This is a genomic window from Pseudomonas guineae (genome assembly GCF_900113745.1).
GTDB classification, from domain to species: domain Bacteria; phylum Pseudomonadota; class Gammaproteobacteria; order Pseudomonadales; family Pseudomonadaceae; genus Aquipseudomonas; species Aquipseudomonas guineae.
Genome location: NZ_FOQL01000001.1, coordinates 962223 through 979461, shown reverse-complemented (window position 1 = coordinate 979461; position 17239 = coordinate 962223). Strand labels below are relative to the sequence as shown.

Here is a 17239-nt window from a genome sequence, read left to right as displayed (position 1 = left end):
CAGCCGGCAGGAGCGTGCGGGTTATGCAGGCTGAGCGTACTTAGCCAGGCGGCTGTCACGCTTGATGACGCTCAAGGTAGCGGCATGCATCTGCTCACCGGTGATGTCGGCCGAGCTGAAGATTTCACTGAAGTGGCGGTGGGTAACGGCCGCGAAATGAGCGCGGTCTTGCTCGGCAACGCCCAGCAGCACGGCATAGGTGGTCAAGGCTTCGCCTTGGCCTTTGGCCATGTCTTCGGACAGTTCGTCGAGCATGCCGTTGATGGCCAACAGTGAGCGGCCACCGTAGGTCAGTGCACCATCGGTCGAGCAACCGTTAGTACCCGAGGTCATGCCGAAGGTGGCGTTGCCTGAGGTGCCGTTGGTGGTCGATGCAATAAAGTGCGAAGGCAAGCCGCGCTGGCCCTCAAATAACATGTTGCCCCAACCGCAACTCGGCCCGCCTGGTGCTTCAGCGAGTGCGGTTAGGGAGGTCATGGCGAGTAGTGAGCCGATCAGAATCCGTTTCATAATTATGTTCTCTTCAAGTGAGGGGTGTCGACCGACTACAGACTGGCCACGGCTTGAGCATTTTGCAATGCTGGTCTGCTGTCAAGTGCGCTGTCTAAAAGAACCCCTGGTTGTGATGGCGTGCCACCTATTAGGCATGCCTCATGGTAATCCCCGCTTGTCTGTCCAGTAGAAACCGCGCTGATGCCTTGCCAGTGCGCGTTGCACGGCGCGAGAATGGCCCATCGTTCCGCGGCCGTTGCCGCCTGTTAAGGATTTCCAATGCCAGACTCTGTCGCAGCTCATTTGCGCTTGGCTCCCGAAGCACTTACGCGTCCTTTTTCACCTGAACAGTTCAACTTCACCAATACCGAAGACCTCGAGCCCTTTCGCGGCGTATTGGGGCAAGAACGCGCCGTCGAGGCGTTGCAGTTCGGCGTAGCAATGCCGCGTCCTGGCTATAACGTATTTGTCATGGGGGAGCCCGGTACTGGACGTTTTTCCTTCGTTAAGCGCTACCTCAAGGCTGAAGCTAAGCGCCTGGAAACTCCGGCTGACCGGTTTTACGTCAACCATTTTGATGAGCCGCGTGAGCCGCGTGCGCTGGAGCTACCGTCCGGCAATGCGGCGGAGTTTCTGGCCGATATCAATGGCTTGATCGACAACCTGCTGGCGACCTTCCCAGCGGTGTTCGAGCATCCCTCGTTCCAGCAGAAGAAGAACGCCATCGACCGTGCGTTCAACAAACGCTACGACCAGGCGCTGGACATCATCGAGCGGTTGTCGTTGGAAAAGAGCATTGCCCTGTACCGCGACAGCAGCAATATCGCCTTCACCCCAATGCTGGAAGGCAAGGCGCTGGATGAGGCTGAGTTTGCCCAATTGCCGGAAGCCGACCGTGAGCGTTTCCATGCCGATATAGCCACCCTGGAAGAGCGCCTCAATGAGGAGCTGGCCAGCTTGCCGCAGTGGAAGCGCGAGTCGAGCAACCTGCTGCGCCAGCTCAATGAAGAAACCATCACCGTGGCCTTGCAGCCGTTGCTGACTCCGCTATCGCACAAGTACGCGGAAAACGCCGGGGTCAGCGCTTACTTGCAGGCGGTGCAGGTCAACCTGCTGAAAACCGTGGTCGAGCAGTTGGTCGAGGTGGACAAGATCGACGCGCAAACGCGCAAGCTGCTCGAAGAGCAGTACTGCCCAAGCCTGGTGGTGGGGCATCACGCCCAAGGCGGTGCACCCGTGGTGTTCGAGCCCCATCCTACCTATGACAACCTGTTTGGCCGCATCGAGTACAACACCGACCAGGGTGCGCTTTACACCAGCTACCGCCAGCTGCGGCCCGGCGCGCTGCACCGCGCCAACGGTGGTTTCCTGATTCTTGAAGCTGAGAAAATGCTCGGCGAGCCGTTTGTCTGGGATGCGCTCAAGCGCGCCTTGCAGTCGCGCCAGTTAAAGATGGAGTCGCCGTTGGGCGATCTCGGCCGCATTGCCACTGTGACCCTGACCCCAGAGGTGATTCCGCTGCACCTCAAGGTGGTGATCATCGGCTCACGTCAGCTGTATTACACCCTGCAGGACCTCGACCCAGACTTCCAGGAGATGTTTCGCGTTCTGGCTGATTTCGATGAAGACATCCCGCTGGCCGACGATAGCCTGGAGCAATTTGCCCAGCTGATGAAAACCCGCACCTCGGAGGAGGGTATGGCGCCAATGACCGCCGCCGCTGTGGCGCGGGTGGCCACCTACAGTGCGCGGTTGGCTGAGCACCAAGGACGCTTGTCGGCGCGCATTGGTGATCTGTTCCAGCTGGTCAGTGAGGCAGACTTTATCCGCAGCCTGGCCGGTGATGAGGTCACCGACGCTGGGCATATCGAGCGTGCGCTGAAAGCCAAGGCCACGCGCACCGGGCGTGTCTCGGCGCGGATCATCGATGACATGCTCGCCGGGATCATCCTGATCGACACCGCCGGTGCTGCTGTGGGCAAGTGCAACGGCCTGACCGTGCTGGAAGTCGGCGACTCGGCCTTTGGCGTACCGGCGCGAATTTCCGCCACGGTGTATCCGGGCGGCAGCGGCATCGTCGACATCGAGCGTGAGGTTAACCTCGGTCAGCCGATCCACTCCAAGGGTGTGATGATCCTTACCGGTTACCTGGGCAGCCGTTATGCCCAGGAGTTTCCATTGGAAATCTCCGCGAGCATCGCGTTGGAGCAGTCCTACGGTTACGTCGACGGCGACAGTGCCTCGCTGGGTGAGGTGTGCACGCTGATCTCAGCCTTGTCGCGTACGCCGCTCAAGCAATGTTTTGCCATCACTGGTTCGATCAACCAGTTTGGCGAGGTGCAGGCGGTGGGTGGGCTTAACGAGAAGATTGAAGGTTTCTTCCGTCTTTGCGAGGCCCGTGGCCTGACCGGCGAGCAGGGCGCAATTATTCCGCACTCCAACGTCACCACCCTGATGCTTGATGAGCGGGTGCTGCAGGCGGTACGCGCTGGGCAGTTCCATATCTATGCGGTGCGTCAGGTCGACGAGGCGCTGAGCCTGTTGGTGGGTGCGGATGCCGGCACGTCGAATGCAGAAGGCCAGTTCCCCGCGGGCAGCGTCAATGCGCGAGTAGTTGAGCGTCTGCGTGATATCGCCGCCATGGGCATGGACGACGACGATAAAGAAGAGCCAAAAAAGGAAGAGCCTGCAGCTGTAGTCAAAGAGAAGAAGCCTCGGGCGAAAAAACCGGCCGTTGAGTGACCACCGCGCGGCGAGCATTCCCCTGCTGGCTGGTCAGTTACTGAGCGAATGCTGCCGCCCTCCGATGCGCCTCGCTATGGAGGGCTTTTGCTCATTTAGTCCACACAGTTATCCACAGTATGTGGGGGTAACTGTTGGCTTCCCTCTGGCGCTTGCGCGGGTGTAGGCTGAAGACCTGCTCCTGAGAGGGTCGTCGCTATGTCGCGCAGCCTCAATCTCACCCGTCACTGCCTGGGCTTGGATACGCGCATTGAATGCGTGGTGTTGCCGCTGGCCGGCGACAATGGTCTCTGGACGCTGATCTGCGCCGCCGGTATGTCGGGCGCACAACCCTCAGCAGTCAAGGCGCAAGGCCCATTCCACGGGCCTTTTGTCGCAGAAGGTATCCTCACTGATATCGCCGAAAACCTACTAGGTATGGGCTACGAGCCCTGCACGGACGTGCCGATCTGGCGGCTGCACATTCAGGCCGAACTGCGCCGCCTGAACGCCGCGCGTGGCCACCACCTAGGTGATAGTCAGTTTTTGCCAGAAAGCTGAATGAGCACGTGGTGAGTATTTAACCCGTCGTCGCAACCCCTACAGATGGCTGGCTTTCAGCCATTGATCCTAAGCCTGCGCACAAGGTTATCCACAGTTGCCGGGGATAACTGGGCTTGTCATCTATTGCCACACTCCAGGGTTGTCTGGGCGAGGGCGCTGGGTATACTCGCCGCCAGTTTTAAACCCTGAGTGAGCCCCTATGGAACGCTTTATCGAAAACGCCATGTACGCTTCCCGCTGGCTGCTGGCGCCTATTTATTTCGGCCTTTCGCTTGGCCTGCTGGCCTTGGCACTGAAGTTTTTTCAGGAAGTCTTCCACTTACTTCCCAGTGTGTTCTCCATGGCTGAGGCCGATCTGATTTTGGTGATCCTGTCGTTGATTGACATGGCTCTGGTCGGCGGTCTGTTAGTGATGGTGATGATTTCCGGTTACGAGAACTTTGTTTCCCAGCTGGATATCGCCGAGGGCACCGAAAAACTTAGCTGGCTGGGCAAGATGGACTCCAGCTCGCTGAAGATGAAAGTGGCCGCCTCCATCGTGGCGATCTCCTCCATCCATTTGCTTAAAGTGTTTATGAATGCGCAGAACATCGAAACGGAATATTTGATGTGGTACGTGATCATTCATATGGCGTTTGTGCTGTCGGCCTTCGCCATGGGTTATCTGGATAAGCTGACCAAGCACTGATTCTCTCTTCGCGTTACCTACCGCCCGGCCGTGTAAAACGGACGGGCGGTTTGCGTTTTGCCTTGTGTTTTTGCTTTGTTGTACAAGAATTGTATTTGTACGATTTTTTGTATAACTTCGCCCGCCTGAGGTAATCGCTATGAATCTGCAAAACCTATCGCAGCACGCCCATGCCGGGCACATCGACGCGCTCAACCTTATTTCTATAGAGGGTGGTATCTACCTGCTGGAGGCGCATATGGACGGCCGTGCCCACCCACTTCGTGATGACAATGGTAAAACCCTGCACTTGCGCTCGGTTGAGCATGCCCGCGATCTGCTTACCGACATGCCGCCGATACCGTTCCATTTGGTGCATGCAGTGGTACATGACGAGATGTGTGGCATGCAGGACGGCACTCAAGATGTTCTGCGTGTGCCGATTTCTTTTAACTCCTCCTGGTAGTGATGTGACAGCAGCGGCCTCACTGTTTACCCGTGCGCTTGCCATCGTCGATGTGCAGATCACCGGTATGCACCCCGACAAGGATTGCATCTGGGAAGTGGCGGTGTTGCACGTTGATGGTGGCTCAGTCACGGCGCGGCATAGCTGGTTAATCAATCCTGTAGGCGGTTTGCCAGCCAGAGTCTCGCGCACATCAGGCGTGCTGCCGGCAGAGTTGCTCGACCAGCCGCGGTTTACCGAAATTGCCGCTGAGCTTGCGCGATGCTTGGAGGGGCGGGTTGTGGTGGGGCATAACCTGCGCGTCGCCCATGCATTTTTACGTCGCGGCTTTGCCTTGGCTGGGCAGCGTGTACGCTATCGTCAGTTGTGCACCTTGCAGTTAGCCCGTGCCGCTTGGCCTGACTTGCCCTGTCATAGCCTTGATGCGCTCTGCGCCGGTCAGGCGATCAACCGTTTTTTTCAACACCGCGCACTACCAGACGCCGAGGCTGTTTGGCAGCTGCTGTTAAAGCTGGTGGCACAGGTGCCAGAAGATGTATTGAGCCGGCAGGTCGGACGACAACTGCGTAAAGCCGCCGTGCCGCGCTTTATGACGGCTGAGCGGCTACAGGCCCTGCCTGCCCGCCCCGGTGTTTACTACTTCTACGGCGAGAATCAGGCCCTGCTGTATATCGGCAAGAGCCGCAATTTGCGCCAGCGGGTGCAGTCGCACTTCCAGAATGATCATCACAGCCGTCGCAGCCTGCAAATGGCGCAACAAGTGCGTGACATTCGCGTGCAGCCCACGGCTGGAGAGCTGGGGGCGCTGCTGCTGGAGTCAGCCGAAGTGAAACGGCTGCTGCCGCTGTATAACCGCCAGCTTCGCCGTCAGCGCGATCTATTGACCTGGGCGCTTATCGCCGGCGCAGATGGCCTGCAGCCTGAGCTGCAAGCCGTGGGGCAGGGCGCTGCAGAAATCAGCAGTGTCGGGCTGTTTCGCTCTCAGCGTCAGGCCCATGCTTGGCTGCGCAGTGAGGCCGGGCGCAGCCAATTGTGCTTACGCGTGCTGGGCTTGGAGCGCGGTAAGGGTGCGTGTTTTGCCACGCAGCTTGGCGCGTGTCGGGGTGCGTGCTGCGGGCGTGAGTCGCGCGAAGTGCACGATGCCCGCTTGCTCGCAGGCTGTGAGCAATTACGCATTGCTTCATGGCCATGGTCGGGGCCGGTGGCCCTGGTTGAGCGCGATCTGGAGCAGCGCGTGTGCCAATGGCATGTGCTCGATCAGTGGCGGCACGTGGCTACCGTCGATGATCCAGGGCTGATTGAGGCGGCCCGTCAGCAACCGGCACAGGCATTCAGCCTTGACGCTTATCACATCCTGCGCAGCCATTTAAGGCGCTTTCCGCACACCGAGGTCGTTGTTTTATGAGTGTTCGCCGTCTTGCCCTGATTCTGGGCGATCAGTTGTCGTTCGACTTGCCCAGCCTACAAGCGCTGGATCCGCAGCAGGATGCCGTGCTGCTCGCCGAGGTGGCGGCGGAAACCGATTATGTGCCGCACCACCCGCAGAAAATCGCGCTGATTTTCAGTGCCATGCGCCACTTTGCCGAGGCCCTGCGCGAGCGCGGCTGGTGTGTGCATTACGTGACCTTGGACGATGTGCAGAATAGCGGCTCGTTACCTGGCGAGCTGCAGCGTTGGGCGACGCAGTTGCAGGCTGCCGAGGTGCACCTGACTGAGTGCGGCGAATGGCGCTTGGAGGATCAGCTGCAGCACTGTGACGTGCCGATCATTTGGCATGCCGATCACCGCTTTGTCTGTGGTCGCGATGAGTTCGCCCAATGGGCCGAGGGCCGTAAGCAGCTGCGCATGGAGTTCTTCTACCGCGAGATGCGCCGTAAGACCGGGTTGTTGATGAATGGCGACGGTACGCCGGTGGGCGGCGCTTGGAACTTCGATGCGGAAAACCGCAAGGCGCTGCCCAAGCAGGTCAAAGCACCGATGACGGCGCGTTTTCCGGCGGATGCTATTACCCAGGAGGTGCTGGCGCTGGTCGCGGAGCGCTTCAGTCATCACTACGGCAGCCTGGCGTCCTTTGATTACCCGGTGACCCACGCCGAGGCCGAAGGCTTGTGGCAGCACTTTCTCGACTGTGCCCTGCCGGCATTTGGCGACTATCAGGACGCCATGGCCGTTGGTGAGCCGTTTCTGTTTCATGCGCGGATCAGTGCGGCGCTGAACATTGGCCTGCTGGATGTGCGCCGCCTGTGTGCGGATGTCGAGGCCGCCTATTGGCAGGGGCGAGTGCCGCTGAATGCCGCCGAAGGCTTTATCCGTCAGTTGATCGGCTGGCGCGAATACGTGCGCGGCATCTACTGGATGCACATGCCCGAATACGCCGAGCGCAATGCCTTCGGTAATACGCGGCCGCTGCCCGAGTTCTACTGGACCGGCAAAACTCGAATGAAGTGCATGAGCCAGGCCATCGGTCAGACTCTGGAGCACGCCTATGCCCACCATATCCAGCGACTGATGGTCACCGGCAACTTCGCCCTGCTGGCCGGAATCCAGCCCAGCCAGGTCTGTGACTGGTACTTGGCGGTGTATATGGATGCCTTCGATTGGGTCGAGTTGCCCAATACCCTTGGTATGGTCATGCATGCCGATGGCGGTTATCTGGGCTCCAAACCCTATTGCTCGAGCGGGCAATACATCAAGCGGATGTCCAATTACTGTGGCGACTGTGCGTACAAAGTGACCGAGAGTGTGGGTGAGCAGGCCTGCCCCTTCAATGCGCTGTATTGGCACTTCCTCATGCGTCACCGTGAGCAGCTGGGCGGAAATCATCGCTTAGGCATGGTTTACCGCGGCTTAGACAAAATGAGCGAGGCCAAGCAACAAGGCCTTTGGGCGCGCGGCGAGCAGCTATTGGCTCACCTAGATGCCGGTGAGGCGTTGTGAAGAAAGCCGATTTGCCGGTCAAGGCCTGCCAGGTTTGCGGCTTGCCCTTCGCCTGGCGTAAGAAGTGGGCGCGCTGTTGGAATGAGGTGAAGTACTGCTCAGAGCGCTGTCGCCGCCAGCGTTAGGGTAGGGCTGGTGGTTAGGGTGAGTAGAGCCTTTGTGCTAGGCTGACCGCCCTTTTTTAGCCCCTAGCGGAGCCGTGCTATGTCCGAAATCAATCTCTCGACTGATGAAACCCGCGTCAGTTACGGCATTGGCCGTCAACTGGGCGGTCAACTGCGCGACAACCCACCGCCGGGCGTGAGCCTGGATGCCATCCTGGCCGGCTTGACCGATGCGTTTAATGGCCAGCAAAGCCGTGTGAGCGAAGACGAGATGTCGGCCAGCTTCAAAGTAATCCGCGAGATCATGCAAGCCGAAGCTGCTGCCAAGGCTGAAGCGGCCGCTGGTGCGGGCCTGGCTTTCCTTGCCGAAAACGGCAAGCGTGACGGTATCACCGTGCTGGCTTCCGGCCTGCAATACGAGGTGCTGAGCGCGGGTACTGGCGCTATGCCGACCCGTGAAGACACCATACGCGCTCACTACCATGGCACCCTGATTGATGGCAGCGTCTTTGATAGCTCCTACGATCGTGGTGAGCCTGCTGAGTTTCCGGTGGGTGGCGTAATCGCCGGTTGGACTGAAGCCCTGCAGCTGATGAATGCCGGTAGCAAGTGGCGTTTGTACGTACCAAGCGAGCTGGCTTATGGCGAGCAGGGCGTGGGCAGCATCCCGCCGCACAGCGTGCTGGTGTTTGATGTGGAGCTGCTGGACGTTCTCTAACGCTCAGTCGCTTTCCCCTCGCGGGCATGGCCCGCTCCTACGAGGTTCCAGCAAGTCTGGTGTAGGAGCGGGCCATGCCCGCGATGCGTTTATATTCAGAGCGTCAGGGGCGCAATGCGCGGGTGTAGCAATAGAGAAATAAGTTACGCACCAACTCCTTGAGCACCAGCGGTTCGCTGGAGTTTAGTTCGTGTAAATCCAAATCCCCCTGGTCACGCAGCTCATCCAGTGCCTCTTCTTTAATCAGCGCGCAGACTTCGCCGGTGTTGCGATTGAGAATGCGTAGATACGGCTGCGGGCGGTCCAGCCAGGCATCGATCAAATAGGTCATGACTCATCTCCCTTTCAAGTGGTTAGATGAGAATAATTCTTATTATATTTATAGCAAGTATTAATCGCGGCCTTCCGTCGCGCAGAATAAACGCGGACATAAAAAAGCCCGTCATAGGGACGGGCTTAGTTTGTCGCTGTGCGCGTCAGTGCGTGCGCGCTACGGCAAAGCGGCTGAGCTCAATCAGCGCGTCGCGATATTCGCTAGCGGGCAAGGCGTCCAGGCAAGCAATCGCACGGTCTGCATAGTCACGGGCTTGCTTCGCGGTGTAGTCCAGTGCACCGGCCGCTTCGACGGCATTGCGGATGCTTTCCAAGTCCTCAAGGCCGCCCTTCTGGATCGCCTGGCGCACCAGGGCAGCCTGTTCCGACGTGCCTTCGCGCATGGTATAGATCAGCGGTAGGGTGGGTTTGCCTTCGGCCAGATCGTCGCCGACGTTCTTGCCCAAGGTGCTGGCATCGCCGCGGTAATCGAGCAGGTCGTCGACCAGTTGGAAAGCCACGCCGAGGTGGTCACCAAAGGTGCGCAGCGCTTCAGTTTGTTCGTCGTTGGCGTTGGCCAGGGCGGCAGCGCTGTGGGTCGAGGCTTCGAAAAGCATCGCCGTCTTGCCGCGGATGACCTCCATATAGGTTTCTTCCGTAGTGCTGGCGTCGCGGATCTTCGACAGCTGCAGCACTTCGCCTTCGGCAATGACACGGGTGGCTTTGGAGAGGATCTTCATCACCGGCATGGAGCCCAGCTCGACCATCATTTCGAACGAGCGCGAATAAAGGAAGTCGCCCACCAGCACGCTCGGCGCATTGCCCCATTGCGCGTTGGCCGTGCTGCGTCCGCGGCGCATGTCGGACATGTCGACCACATCGTCATGGAGCAGGGTGGCGGTATGCAGAAATTCGATGGTGGCGGCAAGCAGGCGCAGCTTGTTGCCATCCAGGCCCAGAGCTTTACCGCTAAGCAGAACCAGCAAGGGGCGCAAGCGTTTGCCGCCTGCGGAAATAATGTAGTCGCCGATCTTCTCTACCAGCGGTACACGCGACACCAGTTGGGCGCGGATGATGCCGTCGACGGCGGTAAAGTCATCCGCCACCACACGGTAGAAAGCCTGGGGTTGCATTGCTCATACCTGCTGTTCATGGGTTGCGCGGCATGCTATGGGGCAGGGTAGGGGCTGTCAAGGCAGACGGCTCGTGTGTGGGTGCCTGGGGCCTTGCGTCGTATTGGATGCTTGCGTACAATCGCGCACCCTGAACTTCCCCCTGGGTATTTCCCTGCCTTACGCAATTGCAAGGGTGTCTTTTAGGACCCAAGCAGCCATGCCAGCCGACACTTATTCCTATAAAGCGCTGGGTGAGCAGGATTAACGGAGATTTACCATGTACGCAGTAATTGTTACTGGTGGCAAGCAATACAAAGTCACCGAAGGCGAATTCCTCAAGATCGAAAAGCTCGAGCTGGCCACTGGCGAAGCCGTAACTTTTGATCGTGTTCTGCTGATCGGCAATGGCGACGATGTTCAAATCGGCGCCCCGGTTGTTGAAGGTGCCAAGGTTGTAGCTGAAGTGATCGCCCAGGGCCGTCACGACAAGGTCACCATCATCAAGTTCCGTCGTCGTAAGCACCACATGAAGCGCCAGGGCCACCGTCAGTGGTACACCGAGATCAAAATCACCGGTATCCAGGCTTAACTCGTTTCAGTCTGATCCCTTTATAGGAGTATTGAACTCATGGCACACAAAAAAGCTGGCGGTAGTACCCGCAACGGTCGCGACTCAGAAGCTAAACGCCTTGGCGTGAAGATGTATGGCGGCCAGAAAATCATTCCTGGCAACATCATCGTGCGTCAGCGCGGTACCCAGTTCCACGCCGGTTACGGCGTTGGCATGGGTAAAGATCACACCCTCTTCGCGAAAATCGAAGGCGTGATCAAGTTTGAAGTAAAAGGCGCTTTCAACCGCCGTTACGTGAGCGTCGTTGCGGCTTAATTGCGCGACTGCTGGGAAAGCCCCGTCCTTGCGACGGGGCTTTTTTGTTTCTGTATTATTGGGGTTCTTGCCAAACTGTCCTGGGTGCTAGCGTTCAAATTGAATGCAGGTCAATTTTGCAAGAACCTGGTGTTTCTCGTTTTAGATAACCCGCCTTGTTGCGGGAGGCGTACCTATGAAATTCGTCGATGAAGTATCGATTTCTGTAAAGGCCGGTGATGGTGGCAACGGCATGATGAGCTTCCGTCGTGAGAAGTTCATTGAAAATGGCGGTCCTAACGGTGGCGATGGTGGTGATGGCGGCTCGATTTATATCGAGGCCTTTGCCAATCTCAATACCCTGGTGGACTACCGCTATACCCGCCGCTTCCAAGCGCCAAATGGTGACAAGGGTGGTAGCACCGATTGCACTGGCGCCAAGGGTGAGGATCTGATCCTGCCGGTGCCGATTGGTACCACGGTGATTGATGCCGGCACTCAAGAAGTGATTGGCGACCTGACTCGTGCCGGTCAGCGTTTGCTGGTGGCGCAGGGCGGCTGGCACGGGTTGGGTAATACGCGCTTCAAGTCGAGTACCAACCGTGCGCCGCGGCAGACTACGCCGGGTAAGCCGGGTGATGCGCGCGACCTGAAGATGGAATTGAAGGTGCTGGCAGATGTGGGCCTGCTGGGCTTGCCAAATGCCGGCAAAAGCACCTTTATCCGCTCGGTCTCTGCGGCCAAGCCGAAAGTGGCAGATTATCCGTTTACCACCCTGATCCCCAATCTAGGTGTAGTCAGTGTTGATCGTTACAAGAGCTTTGTGGTCGCCGATATTCCGGGGTTGATCGAGGGTGCGTCTGAGGGTGCGGGTCTCGGTATTCGCTTCCTTAAGCACTTGTCGCGTACCCGTCTTCTGCTGCACCTCGTAGATATGGCCCCGCTGGATCTGACTGATCCAGCTGAGTCGGCGGCCACCATTGTCGATGAGCTAACTAAATTTAGCCCGTCGCTGGCTGAGCGGGAACGCTGGTTGGTGCTGAACAAGGCGGATCAGATTCTCGATGAGGAGCAGGAGGCGCGCGTCGCAGAGATCGTCGCTCGGATTGAGTGGGCGGGTCCGGTGTACGTGATTTCTGCTCTGGCGCGCGAAGGCACTGAGCAGTTGTGTTATGACATGATGGACTTCCTTGAGGCGCGTGCTGAGCGCATCCAAGAGAACCCAGAGTTCGCGGCTGAGTTGGCTGAGCTCGATACACGCATCGAAGATGAGGCGCGTGCTCAGTTGCAGGCGCTGGATGATAAGCGCGCGCTGCGCCGTTCCGGGGTTCGGGCGGTCAGTGATGTCGACGAAGACGATAGCTTCTGGGATCAAGAAGACGAAGATGATGGCCCGGAAATCATTTACGTCCGGGATTAAGCAACTACAAAAACGCCGCTTAATTGCGGCGTTTTTGTAATCACAGGTCGCGGCTAAGGTTGGATGATCATGCGTGACAAGGTAACCGGTGCGCAGCGCTGGGTAGTGAAGATTGGCAGTGCGCTGCTGACCGCTGATGGGCGTGGCTTGGATCGTGCGGCCATGGCGGTGTGGGTCGAGCAGATGGTTGCGCTGCGTGAGCAGGGCGTTGAGCTGGTGCTGGTGTCCTCGGGTGCGGTAGCGGCCGGCATGAGTCGCTTAGGTTGGGTGGCGCGTCCAAGTGCCATGCATGAGCTGCAGGCGGCTGCAGCGATTGGGCAGATGGTGCTGATCCAAGCCTGGGAGTCGAGCTTCGCTGAGCATGGTCGCCGTACTGCGCAGATTCTGTTGACCCATGATGACCTGTCGGACCGTAAGCGCTACCTGAATGCGCGCAGCACGTTGCGTACGCTGGTGGATCTGGATGTGGTGCCGGTGATCAATGAAAACGACACCGTGGTCACCGATGAAATTCGTTTCGGTGATAACGATACCTTGGCGGCCTTGGTGGCTAACCTGGTTGAGGCTGATTTGTTGGTGATCCTGACGGATCGCGACGGCATGTATAACGCCGACCCGCGGCATAACCCGAATGCCGAGCTGATTTATGAGGCGCGCGCAGATGATCCGGCTTTGGATGCCGTGGCGGGTGGCGTGGGTGGTGCGTTAGGGCGTGGCGGTATGCAGACTAAGTTGCGTGCGGCGCGCTTGGCGGCGCGTTCTGGAGCGCATACGGTGATCGTCGGTGGTGCCATCGAGCAGGTATTGGCCCGACTCAGGTCTGGCGAGCGCTTGGGTACGTTGCTGGCGCCTGAGCGCGGTATGCTGGCGGCGCGTAAGCAGTGGTTGGCTGGGCATCTGCAGACTCGTGGCGCGTTGGTGCTTGATGATGGTGCGGTCAAGGCGTTGGCGACCGGCACTAGGAGCTTGCTGCCTGTTGGTGTAAAGGCGGTTCAGGGTAGCTTTCGTCGTGGCGAGATGGTCGTTTGTGTGGCGGTGGATGGTCGCGAGATTGCGCGGGGTTTGGCTAATTACAGTGCGCTTGAGGCGCAGAAGATCATTGGTCAGCCGTCTGATGCTATTGAGAGGTTGCTCGGCTATGTGGATGAGCCTGAGTTGGTGCATCGGGATAATTTGATTCTGGTCTGAGGGAAGGCTGATGCGAACTATAAAGGGATTGCTGGGTGCGCTGATGTTGCTGCCTGGGTTGGCGGTGGCGGAAAAGATTGGTGAGGTGTCGACGGTTTTCAAGCTTATGGGGCCGAACGACAAGATCGTTGTCGAGGCTTTTGATGATCCCAAGGTGGCTGGGGTAACCTGTTACCTCTCGCGAGCCAAGACCGGTGGTGTCAAGGGTGGCCTGGGGCTGGCTGAGGACCGTGCAGAAGCCTCGATTGCTTGTCGTCAAGTCGGGCCGATCAGCTTTCTCGATACGCTCAAGGATGGCGATGAGGTCTTTCGTGAGCGCACTTCGCTGGTGTTCAAGACCATGCAGGTGGTGCGTTTCTTCGATCAGAAGCGCAATACCCTGGTTTATCTGGTCTACAGCGATAGAGTGATCGAGGGCAGTCCGCAAAATGCGGTGACGGCTATTCCGATTCTGCCTTGGCCGCAAAAGCCCTAAATGAAAAAGCCCGAAACGATTCGGGCTTTTTCTTGTGTGTCGGTTGTCGTTTTTTGCTGGGCGGCTGTGAGGTGATTGGTGTTTTCTATAGGCAATAAAAAACCGGCGTTTAAGCCGGTTTTCTTACATCTAGCATTGAGTCGCGAGCAGCTTAAGCAGCTGCAGCTTCGCTCAGGGCTTTGATGTGGCCATTCAGGCGGCTCTTATGGCGAGCTGCTTTGTTCTTGTGGATGATGCCTTTATCGGCCATACGGTCGATTACCGGCACAGCCAGGGTGTAAGCGGTAGTTGCAAGAGCGGCATCCTTGGCTTCAATAGCCTTGATAACGTTCTTGATGTAAGTACGGACCATCGAGCGCTGGCTGGCGTTATGGCTACGACGCTTCTCAGCCTGTTTTGCGCGTTTTTTGGCAGAAGGTGTATTGGCCACCGTCAAGCTCCTCGAAAAAATTCTGGGGGTTACAAACAAATAAGGCCGCGAATCATGCCGATATGAGGGCGTGCTGTCAACCCTATAGGCGTTTCCCTGTGCTGGCCTGACCAGTGGCTGGGCGCTACACTCGTCGCCTTTGCGCGACGGCGGGTTGTCCGCGGCGGTGCTTGTTTGCGGAAATCGAATTATTACATGAATTTGCTCAAGTCGTTGGCCGCTGTCAGCTCCATGACCATGCTTTCGCGTGTATTGGGCTTTGTGCGTGACACCATCATCGCTCGCACCTTCGGTGCTGGCGTGGCTTCAGACGCCTTTGTGGTGGCATTCAAACTGCCGAATTTGTTGCGCCGTATTTTTGCCGAAGGCGCCTTTTCCCAAGCCTTTGTGCCAATTTTGGCCGAATATAAAACTCAGCAAGGTGAGGAGGCGACCCGCACGTTTCTCGCTTATGTGACGGGTCTGCTGACGCTGGTGCTGGCGCTGGTCACCTTCATCGGCATTCTGGCTGCGCCTTGGATCGTCTGGGCGTCCGCGCCGGGATTTGCTGATGAGGCGCAGCGGTTTGAATTGACCACTGATCTGCTGCGGATCACTTTTCCTTATATTTTGCTGATTTCTCTATCATCGCTGGCGGGGGCGGTACTCAATACCTGGAACCGTTTCTCGGTGCCTGCGTTTGTACCGACCTTGCTGAACGTCAGCATGATTGTCTTTGCGTTATTCCTGACGCCGTATTTTGATCCGCCGATCATGGCGCTGGGTTGGGCGGTGCTGGTGGGTGGTTTGCTGCAGTTGTTATTTCAGCTGCCTCATCTGCATAAGATCGGCATGCTGGTACTCCCGCGGCTGAACCTCAAAGACACCGGTGTGTGGCGGGTGGTCAAGCAGATGGGGCCGGCGATCTTCGGGGTCTCAGTCAGTCAAATTTCGTTGATCATCAATACGGTGTTTGCCTCGTTTCTCGTTGCAGGCTCCGTGTCATGGATGTACTACGCCGATCGCCTGATGGAGTTGCCGGCCGGAGTGCTTGGCGTCGCGCTGGGGACCATTCTGCTGCCGGTCTTATCAAAAACCCATGCAGGGGCTAGCCGCGAGGATTACTCCAAGCTGCTCGACTGGGGGTTACGTCTGTGCCTGGTGTTAGCGCTGCCGAGTGCAGTGGCGTTGGCGATTATCTCCGAGCCGCTGATCGCTTCGCTATTCCAGTACGGCAAGTTCACCGCTGCCGATACGGTTATGACCCAGCGCGCGCTGATTGCTTATTCCCTCGGGTTGGTCGGGATTATTTTGGTAAAAATCCTCGCGCCAGCCTTCTACGCCCAGCAGAACATCAAGACTCCTGTGCGAATTGGGTTGGTGACGCTGCTGGCCACCCAGGCGATGAATCTGCTGTTTGTCCTCGTCATTCCTCTGGCTCATGCGGGCCTGGCGTTATCTATCGGCTTGGCTGCTTGCTTGAACGCGGGCCTGCTGTATTGGCAGTTGCGCAAACACGACATGTTTACTCCGCAGCCAGGCTGGGCATTGTTTGCCGGTAAGCTGTTGTTGGCGTTGCTGGCGATGGCGGCAGCACTCCTGTTAGCCATGCAGCAGCTTCCGGCTTGGGCGGACGGCAGCATGTTCTGGCGATTGCTGCGTTTAGGTGGGTTGGTGGGGGCGGGGTTGATGGCCTATTTCGCCGTGTTGGCGCTATTGGGCTTTCGCTTGCGCGACTTTGCCCGGCGCAGCGCGCTCTGAAGGCGGCTAATTTGCCGCCTGTTGTCTGCTGCACGGTGTGCGTATAATCGACCACTTTATGAGCAAGAAGCGCGTTATGCAGCTGGTTCGAGGCCTACACAATTTGCGGCCCCAGCATCGGGGCTGTGTCGCCACTATCGGTAATTTCGACGGCGTCCATCGTGGTCACCAGGCCATCTTGGCACGCCTGCGTGAGCGCTCTGCCGAGCTGGGCGTGCCAAGTTGCGTGCTGATTTTCGAGCCGCAACCCCGTGAGTTTTTTGCGCCCGAGGGCGCGCCGGCACGCTTGGCGCGCTTGCGTGACAAGTTAGCGTTGTTGGCCGCCGAGGGTGTTGACCGAGTGCTGTGCCTGAGTTTCAACCGTCGCCTGCGTGAATTGAGCGCCGCCGAGTTTGTGCAGCGCGTGCTGGTAGACGGTTTGGGTGTGCAGCATCTGGAAGTCGGCGATGACTTTCGCTTTGGCTGTGACCGTGCCGGCGATTTCGCTTTTCTAGCCGAAGCCGGTGAGCGTGAAGGTTTCAGTGTCGAAGCTGCCAGTACGGTCGAGCTGGACGGTATTCGTGTCAGCAGCACGCGGGTGCGCGAAGCCCTGGATGTCGGTGATTTTGCCTTGGCAGAGCACTTGCTCGGGCGGCCTTTTCAGATTGTCGGGCGGGTGTTGCACGGGCAGAAGTTGGGGCGGCAGTTGAATGCCCCGACCGCCAATGTGCAACTCAAACGCAAGCGTGTGCCGCTGCGCGGTGTGTATCTGGTTAGCACTGAAATCGACGGTCAGACTTGGCCCGGTGTGGCCAACATCGGGGTACGACCGAGTGTTGCAGGTGATGGCAGTGCCCACCTGGAAGTACATGTGCTGGACTTTGCCGGTGATCTATATGGCCGGCGTTTAACGGTGGCCTTCCACCGCAAGCTGCGTGATGAGCAGCGTTTCGCCTCGCTTGAGGCACTCAAGGCAGCCATTGCTGCCGATATTGTCGCCGCCCGTGCCTATTGGTGCGCTTAAACACATAGCGCCAACCGCTTAA

The 17239-nt window shown here is 58.2% G+C and carries 19 protein-coding genes; 15 read left to right on the top strand and 4 right to left on the bottom strand.

The annotated features are described in order from the left end of the window. Positions 1 to 21 precede the first annotated feature (21 nt). Positions 22 to 510 (bottom strand): DUF3015 domain-containing protein, encoded by a 489-nt coding sequence (locus tag BMZ32_RS04575; RefSeq protein WP_090240116.1) that lies wholly within the window; start codon positions 508 to 510, stop codon positions 22 to 24. Positions 511 to 771: 261 nt separating this feature from the next. Between BMZ32_RS04575 and BMZ32_RS04570 the strand changes: the two genes are divergently transcribed. The 8 genes from BMZ32_RS04570 (at position 772) to bamJ (ending at position 8669) form a co-directional block, all read left to right on the top strand. After that, the gene (locus BMZ32_RS04570; protein WP_090240114.1) at positions 772 to 3234 is read left to right on the top strand and encodes a Lon protease family protein; all 2463 of its coding nucleotides are present in this window, start codon (positions 772 to 774) and stop codon (positions 3232 to 3234) included. 198 nt (positions 3235 to 3432) lie between these two features. Then, entirely contained in the window at positions 3433 to 3774 is a 342-nt protein-coding gene (locus BMZ32_RS04565; protein ID WP_090240113.1) for a PA4575 family protein, read from the top strand. 202 nt (positions 3775 to 3976) lie between these two features. Beyond that, complete coding sequence (locus BMZ32_RS04560; RefSeq protein ID WP_090240111.1) at positions 3977 to 4465, top strand: TIGR00645 family protein; 489 nt, start codon at positions 3977 to 3979, stop codon at positions 4463 to 4465. Positions 4466 to 4604: 139 nt separating this feature from the next. Then, positions 4605 to 4910: a DUF6482 family protein gene (locus BMZ32_RS04555; RefSeq protein WP_090240110.1), complete on the top strand. Its 306-nt coding sequence runs from the start codon at positions 4605 to 4607 to the stop codon at positions 4908 to 4910. 4 nt (positions 4911 to 4914) lie between these two features. Continuing rightward, positions 4915 to 6315 (top strand): 3'-5' exonuclease family protein, encoded by a 1401-nt coding sequence (locus BMZ32_RS04550; RefSeq protein ID WP_244153915.1) that lies wholly within the window; start codon positions 4915 to 4917, stop codon positions 6313 to 6315. Further along, entirely contained in the window at positions 6312 to 7847 is a 1536-nt protein-coding gene (locus BMZ32_RS04545; RefSeq protein WP_090240107.1) for a cryptochrome/photolyase family protein, read from the top strand. The genes BMZ32_RS04550 and BMZ32_RS04545 overlap by 4 nt, the downstream gene beginning before the upstream one ends. Continuing rightward, complete coding sequence (locus tag BMZ32_RS04540; protein ID WP_090240105.1) at positions 7844 to 7972, top strand: DUF2256 domain-containing protein; 129 nt, start codon at positions 7844 to 7846, stop codon at positions 7970 to 7972. The genes BMZ32_RS04545 and BMZ32_RS04540 overlap by 4 nt, the downstream gene beginning before the upstream one ends. A 79-nt stretch (positions 7973 to 8051) precedes the next feature. After that, complete coding sequence (gene bamJ / locus BMZ32_RS04535) at positions 8052 to 8669, top strand: BamJ family beta-barrel-assembly machinery protein (RefSeq protein ID WP_090240104.1); 618 nt, start codon at positions 8052 to 8054, stop codon at positions 8667 to 8669. A gap of 103 nt (positions 8670 to 8772) precedes the next feature. Here the strand turns inward: bamJ and BMZ32_RS04530 are convergent, their stop codons facing one another. Both BMZ32_RS04530 and BMZ32_RS04525 read right to left on the bottom strand, forming a co-directional pair. Continuing rightward, positions 8773 to 9000 (bottom strand): PA4570 family protein, encoded by a 228-nt coding sequence (locus BMZ32_RS04530; protein WP_090240102.1) that lies wholly within the window; start codon positions 8998 to 9000, stop codon positions 8773 to 8775. Between the two features lie 145 nt (positions 9001 to 9145). Beyond that, positions 9146 to 10114, bottom strand: a complete 969-nt coding sequence (locus tag BMZ32_RS04525; protein ID WP_090240100.1) for a polyprenyl synthetase family protein — start codon at positions 10112 to 10114, stop codon at positions 9146 to 9148. 259 nt (positions 10115 to 10373) lie between these two features. Here BMZ32_RS04525 and rplU point away from each other — a divergent pair, with 259 nt between their 5' ends. The 5 genes from rplU to BMZ32_RS04500 all read left to right on the top strand — a co-directional run bounded on the left by rplU (position 10374) and on the right by BMZ32_RS04500 (position 14044). Continuing rightward, on the top strand, positions 10374 to 10685 hold the full coding sequence (rplU, locus tag BMZ32_RS04520; RefSeq protein ID WP_090240099.1) for a 50S ribosomal protein L21: 312 nt from the start codon (positions 10374 to 10376) through the stop codon (positions 10683 to 10685). Positions 10686 to 10724: 39 nt separating this feature from the next. Then, on the top strand, positions 10725 to 10982 hold the full coding sequence (rpmA, locus tag BMZ32_RS04515) for a 50S ribosomal protein L27 (protein ID WP_003176049.1): 258 nt from the start codon (positions 10725 to 10727) through the stop codon (positions 10980 to 10982). A gap of 175 nt (positions 10983 to 11157) precedes the next feature. Continuing rightward, entirely contained in the window at positions 11158 to 12381 is a 1224-nt protein-coding gene (cgtA, locus tag BMZ32_RS04510) for an Obg family GTPase CgtA (RefSeq protein ID WP_090240097.1), read from the top strand. Positions 12382 to 12450: 69 nt separating this feature from the next. Then, positions 12451 to 13569 (top strand): glutamate 5-kinase, encoded by a 1119-nt coding sequence (gene proB, locus BMZ32_RS04505; RefSeq protein ID WP_090240095.1) that lies wholly within the window; start codon positions 12451 to 12453, stop codon positions 13567 to 13569. A 10-nt stretch (positions 13570 to 13579) separates the two neighbouring features. Further along, entirely contained in the window at positions 13580 to 14044 is a 465-nt protein-coding gene (locus tag BMZ32_RS04500) for a CreA family protein (RefSeq protein WP_090240094.1), read from the top strand. A gap of 151 nt (positions 14045 to 14195) precedes the next feature. Here the strand turns inward: BMZ32_RS04500 and rpsT are convergent, their stop codons facing one another. Beyond that, the gene (gene rpsT / locus BMZ32_RS04495; RefSeq protein ID WP_090240092.1) at positions 14196 to 14474 is read right to left on the bottom strand and encodes a 30S ribosomal protein S20; all 279 of its coding nucleotides are present in this window, start codon (positions 14472 to 14474) and stop codon (positions 14196 to 14198) included. A 195-nt stretch (positions 14475 to 14669) separates the two neighbouring features. On the opposite strand from rpsT, the gene murJ reads away from it, so the two are divergent. Continuing rightward, complete coding sequence (murJ, locus tag BMZ32_RS04490) at positions 14670 to 16214, top strand: murein biosynthesis integral membrane protein MurJ (RefSeq protein ID WP_090240090.1); 1545 nt, start codon at positions 14670 to 14672, stop codon at positions 16212 to 16214. Between the two features lie 76 nt (positions 16215 to 16290). Further along, positions 16291 to 17217 carry a bifunctional riboflavin kinase/FAD synthetase gene (gene ribF, locus BMZ32_RS04485; RefSeq protein WP_090241545.1) on the top strand — a complete coding sequence of 309 codons (927 nt, stop codon included), beginning with the start codon at positions 16291 to 16293 and terminating at the stop codon, positions 17215 to 17217. Positions 17218 to 17239: the final 22 nt, after the last annotated feature.

Coding starts and splice junctions, on each gene's coding strand:
- BMZ32_RS04575 (WP_090240116.1), bottom strand. CDS start 510: ATGAAACGGATTCTGATCGGCTCACTACTCGCCATGACCTCCCTAACC.
- BMZ32_RS04570 (WP_090240114.1), top strand. CDS start 772: ATGCCAGACTCTGTCGCAGCTCATTTGCGCTTGGCTCCCGAAGCACTT.
- BMZ32_RS04565 (WP_090240113.1), top strand. CDS start 3,433: ATGTCGCGCAGCCTCAATCTCACCCGTCACTGCCTGGGCTTGGATACG.
- BMZ32_RS04560 (WP_090240111.1), top strand. CDS start 3,977: ATGGAACGCTTTATCGAAAACGCCATGTACGCTTCCCGCTGGCTGCTG.
- BMZ32_RS04555 (WP_090240110.1), top strand. CDS start 4,605: ATGAATCTGCAAAACCTATCGCAGCACGCCCATGCCGGGCACATCGAC.
- BMZ32_RS04545 (WP_090240107.1), top strand. CDS start 6,312: ATGAGTGTTCGCCGTCTTGCCCTGATTCTGGGCGATCAGTTGTCGTTC.
- bamJ (WP_090240104.1), top strand. CDS start 8,052: ATGTCCGAAATCAATCTCTCGACTGATGAAACCCGCGTCAGTTACGGC.
- BMZ32_RS04530 (WP_090240102.1), bottom strand. CDS start 9,000: ATGACCTATTTGATCGATGCCTGGCTGGACCGCCCGCAGCCGTATCTA.
- BMZ32_RS04525 (WP_090240100.1), bottom strand. CDS start 10,114: ATGCAACCCCAGGCTTTCTACCGTGTGGTGGCGGATGACTTTACCGCC.
- rplU (WP_090240099.1), top strand. CDS start 10,374: ATGTACGCAGTAATTGTTACTGGTGGCAAGCAATACAAAGTCACCGAA.
- rpmA (WP_003176049.1), top strand. CDS start 10,725: ATGGCACACAAAAAAGCTGGCGGTAGTACCCGCAACGGTCGCGACTCA.
- cgtA (WP_090240097.1), top strand. CDS start 11,158: ATGAAATTCGTCGATGAAGTATCGATTTCTGTAAAGGCCGGTGATGGT.
- proB (WP_090240095.1), top strand. CDS start 12,451: ATGCGTGACAAGGTAACCGGTGCGCAGCGCTGGGTAGTGAAGATTGGC.
- BMZ32_RS04500 (WP_090240094.1), top strand. CDS start 13,580: ATGCGAACTATAAAGGGATTGCTGGGTGCGCTGATGTTGCTGCCTGGG.
- murJ (WP_090240090.1), top strand. CDS start 14,670: ATGAATTTGCTCAAGTCGTTGGCCGCTGTCAGCTCCATGACCATGCTT.
- ribF (WP_090241545.1), top strand. CDS start 16,291: ATGCAGCTGGTTCGAGGCCTACACAATTTGCGGCCCCAGCATCGGGGC.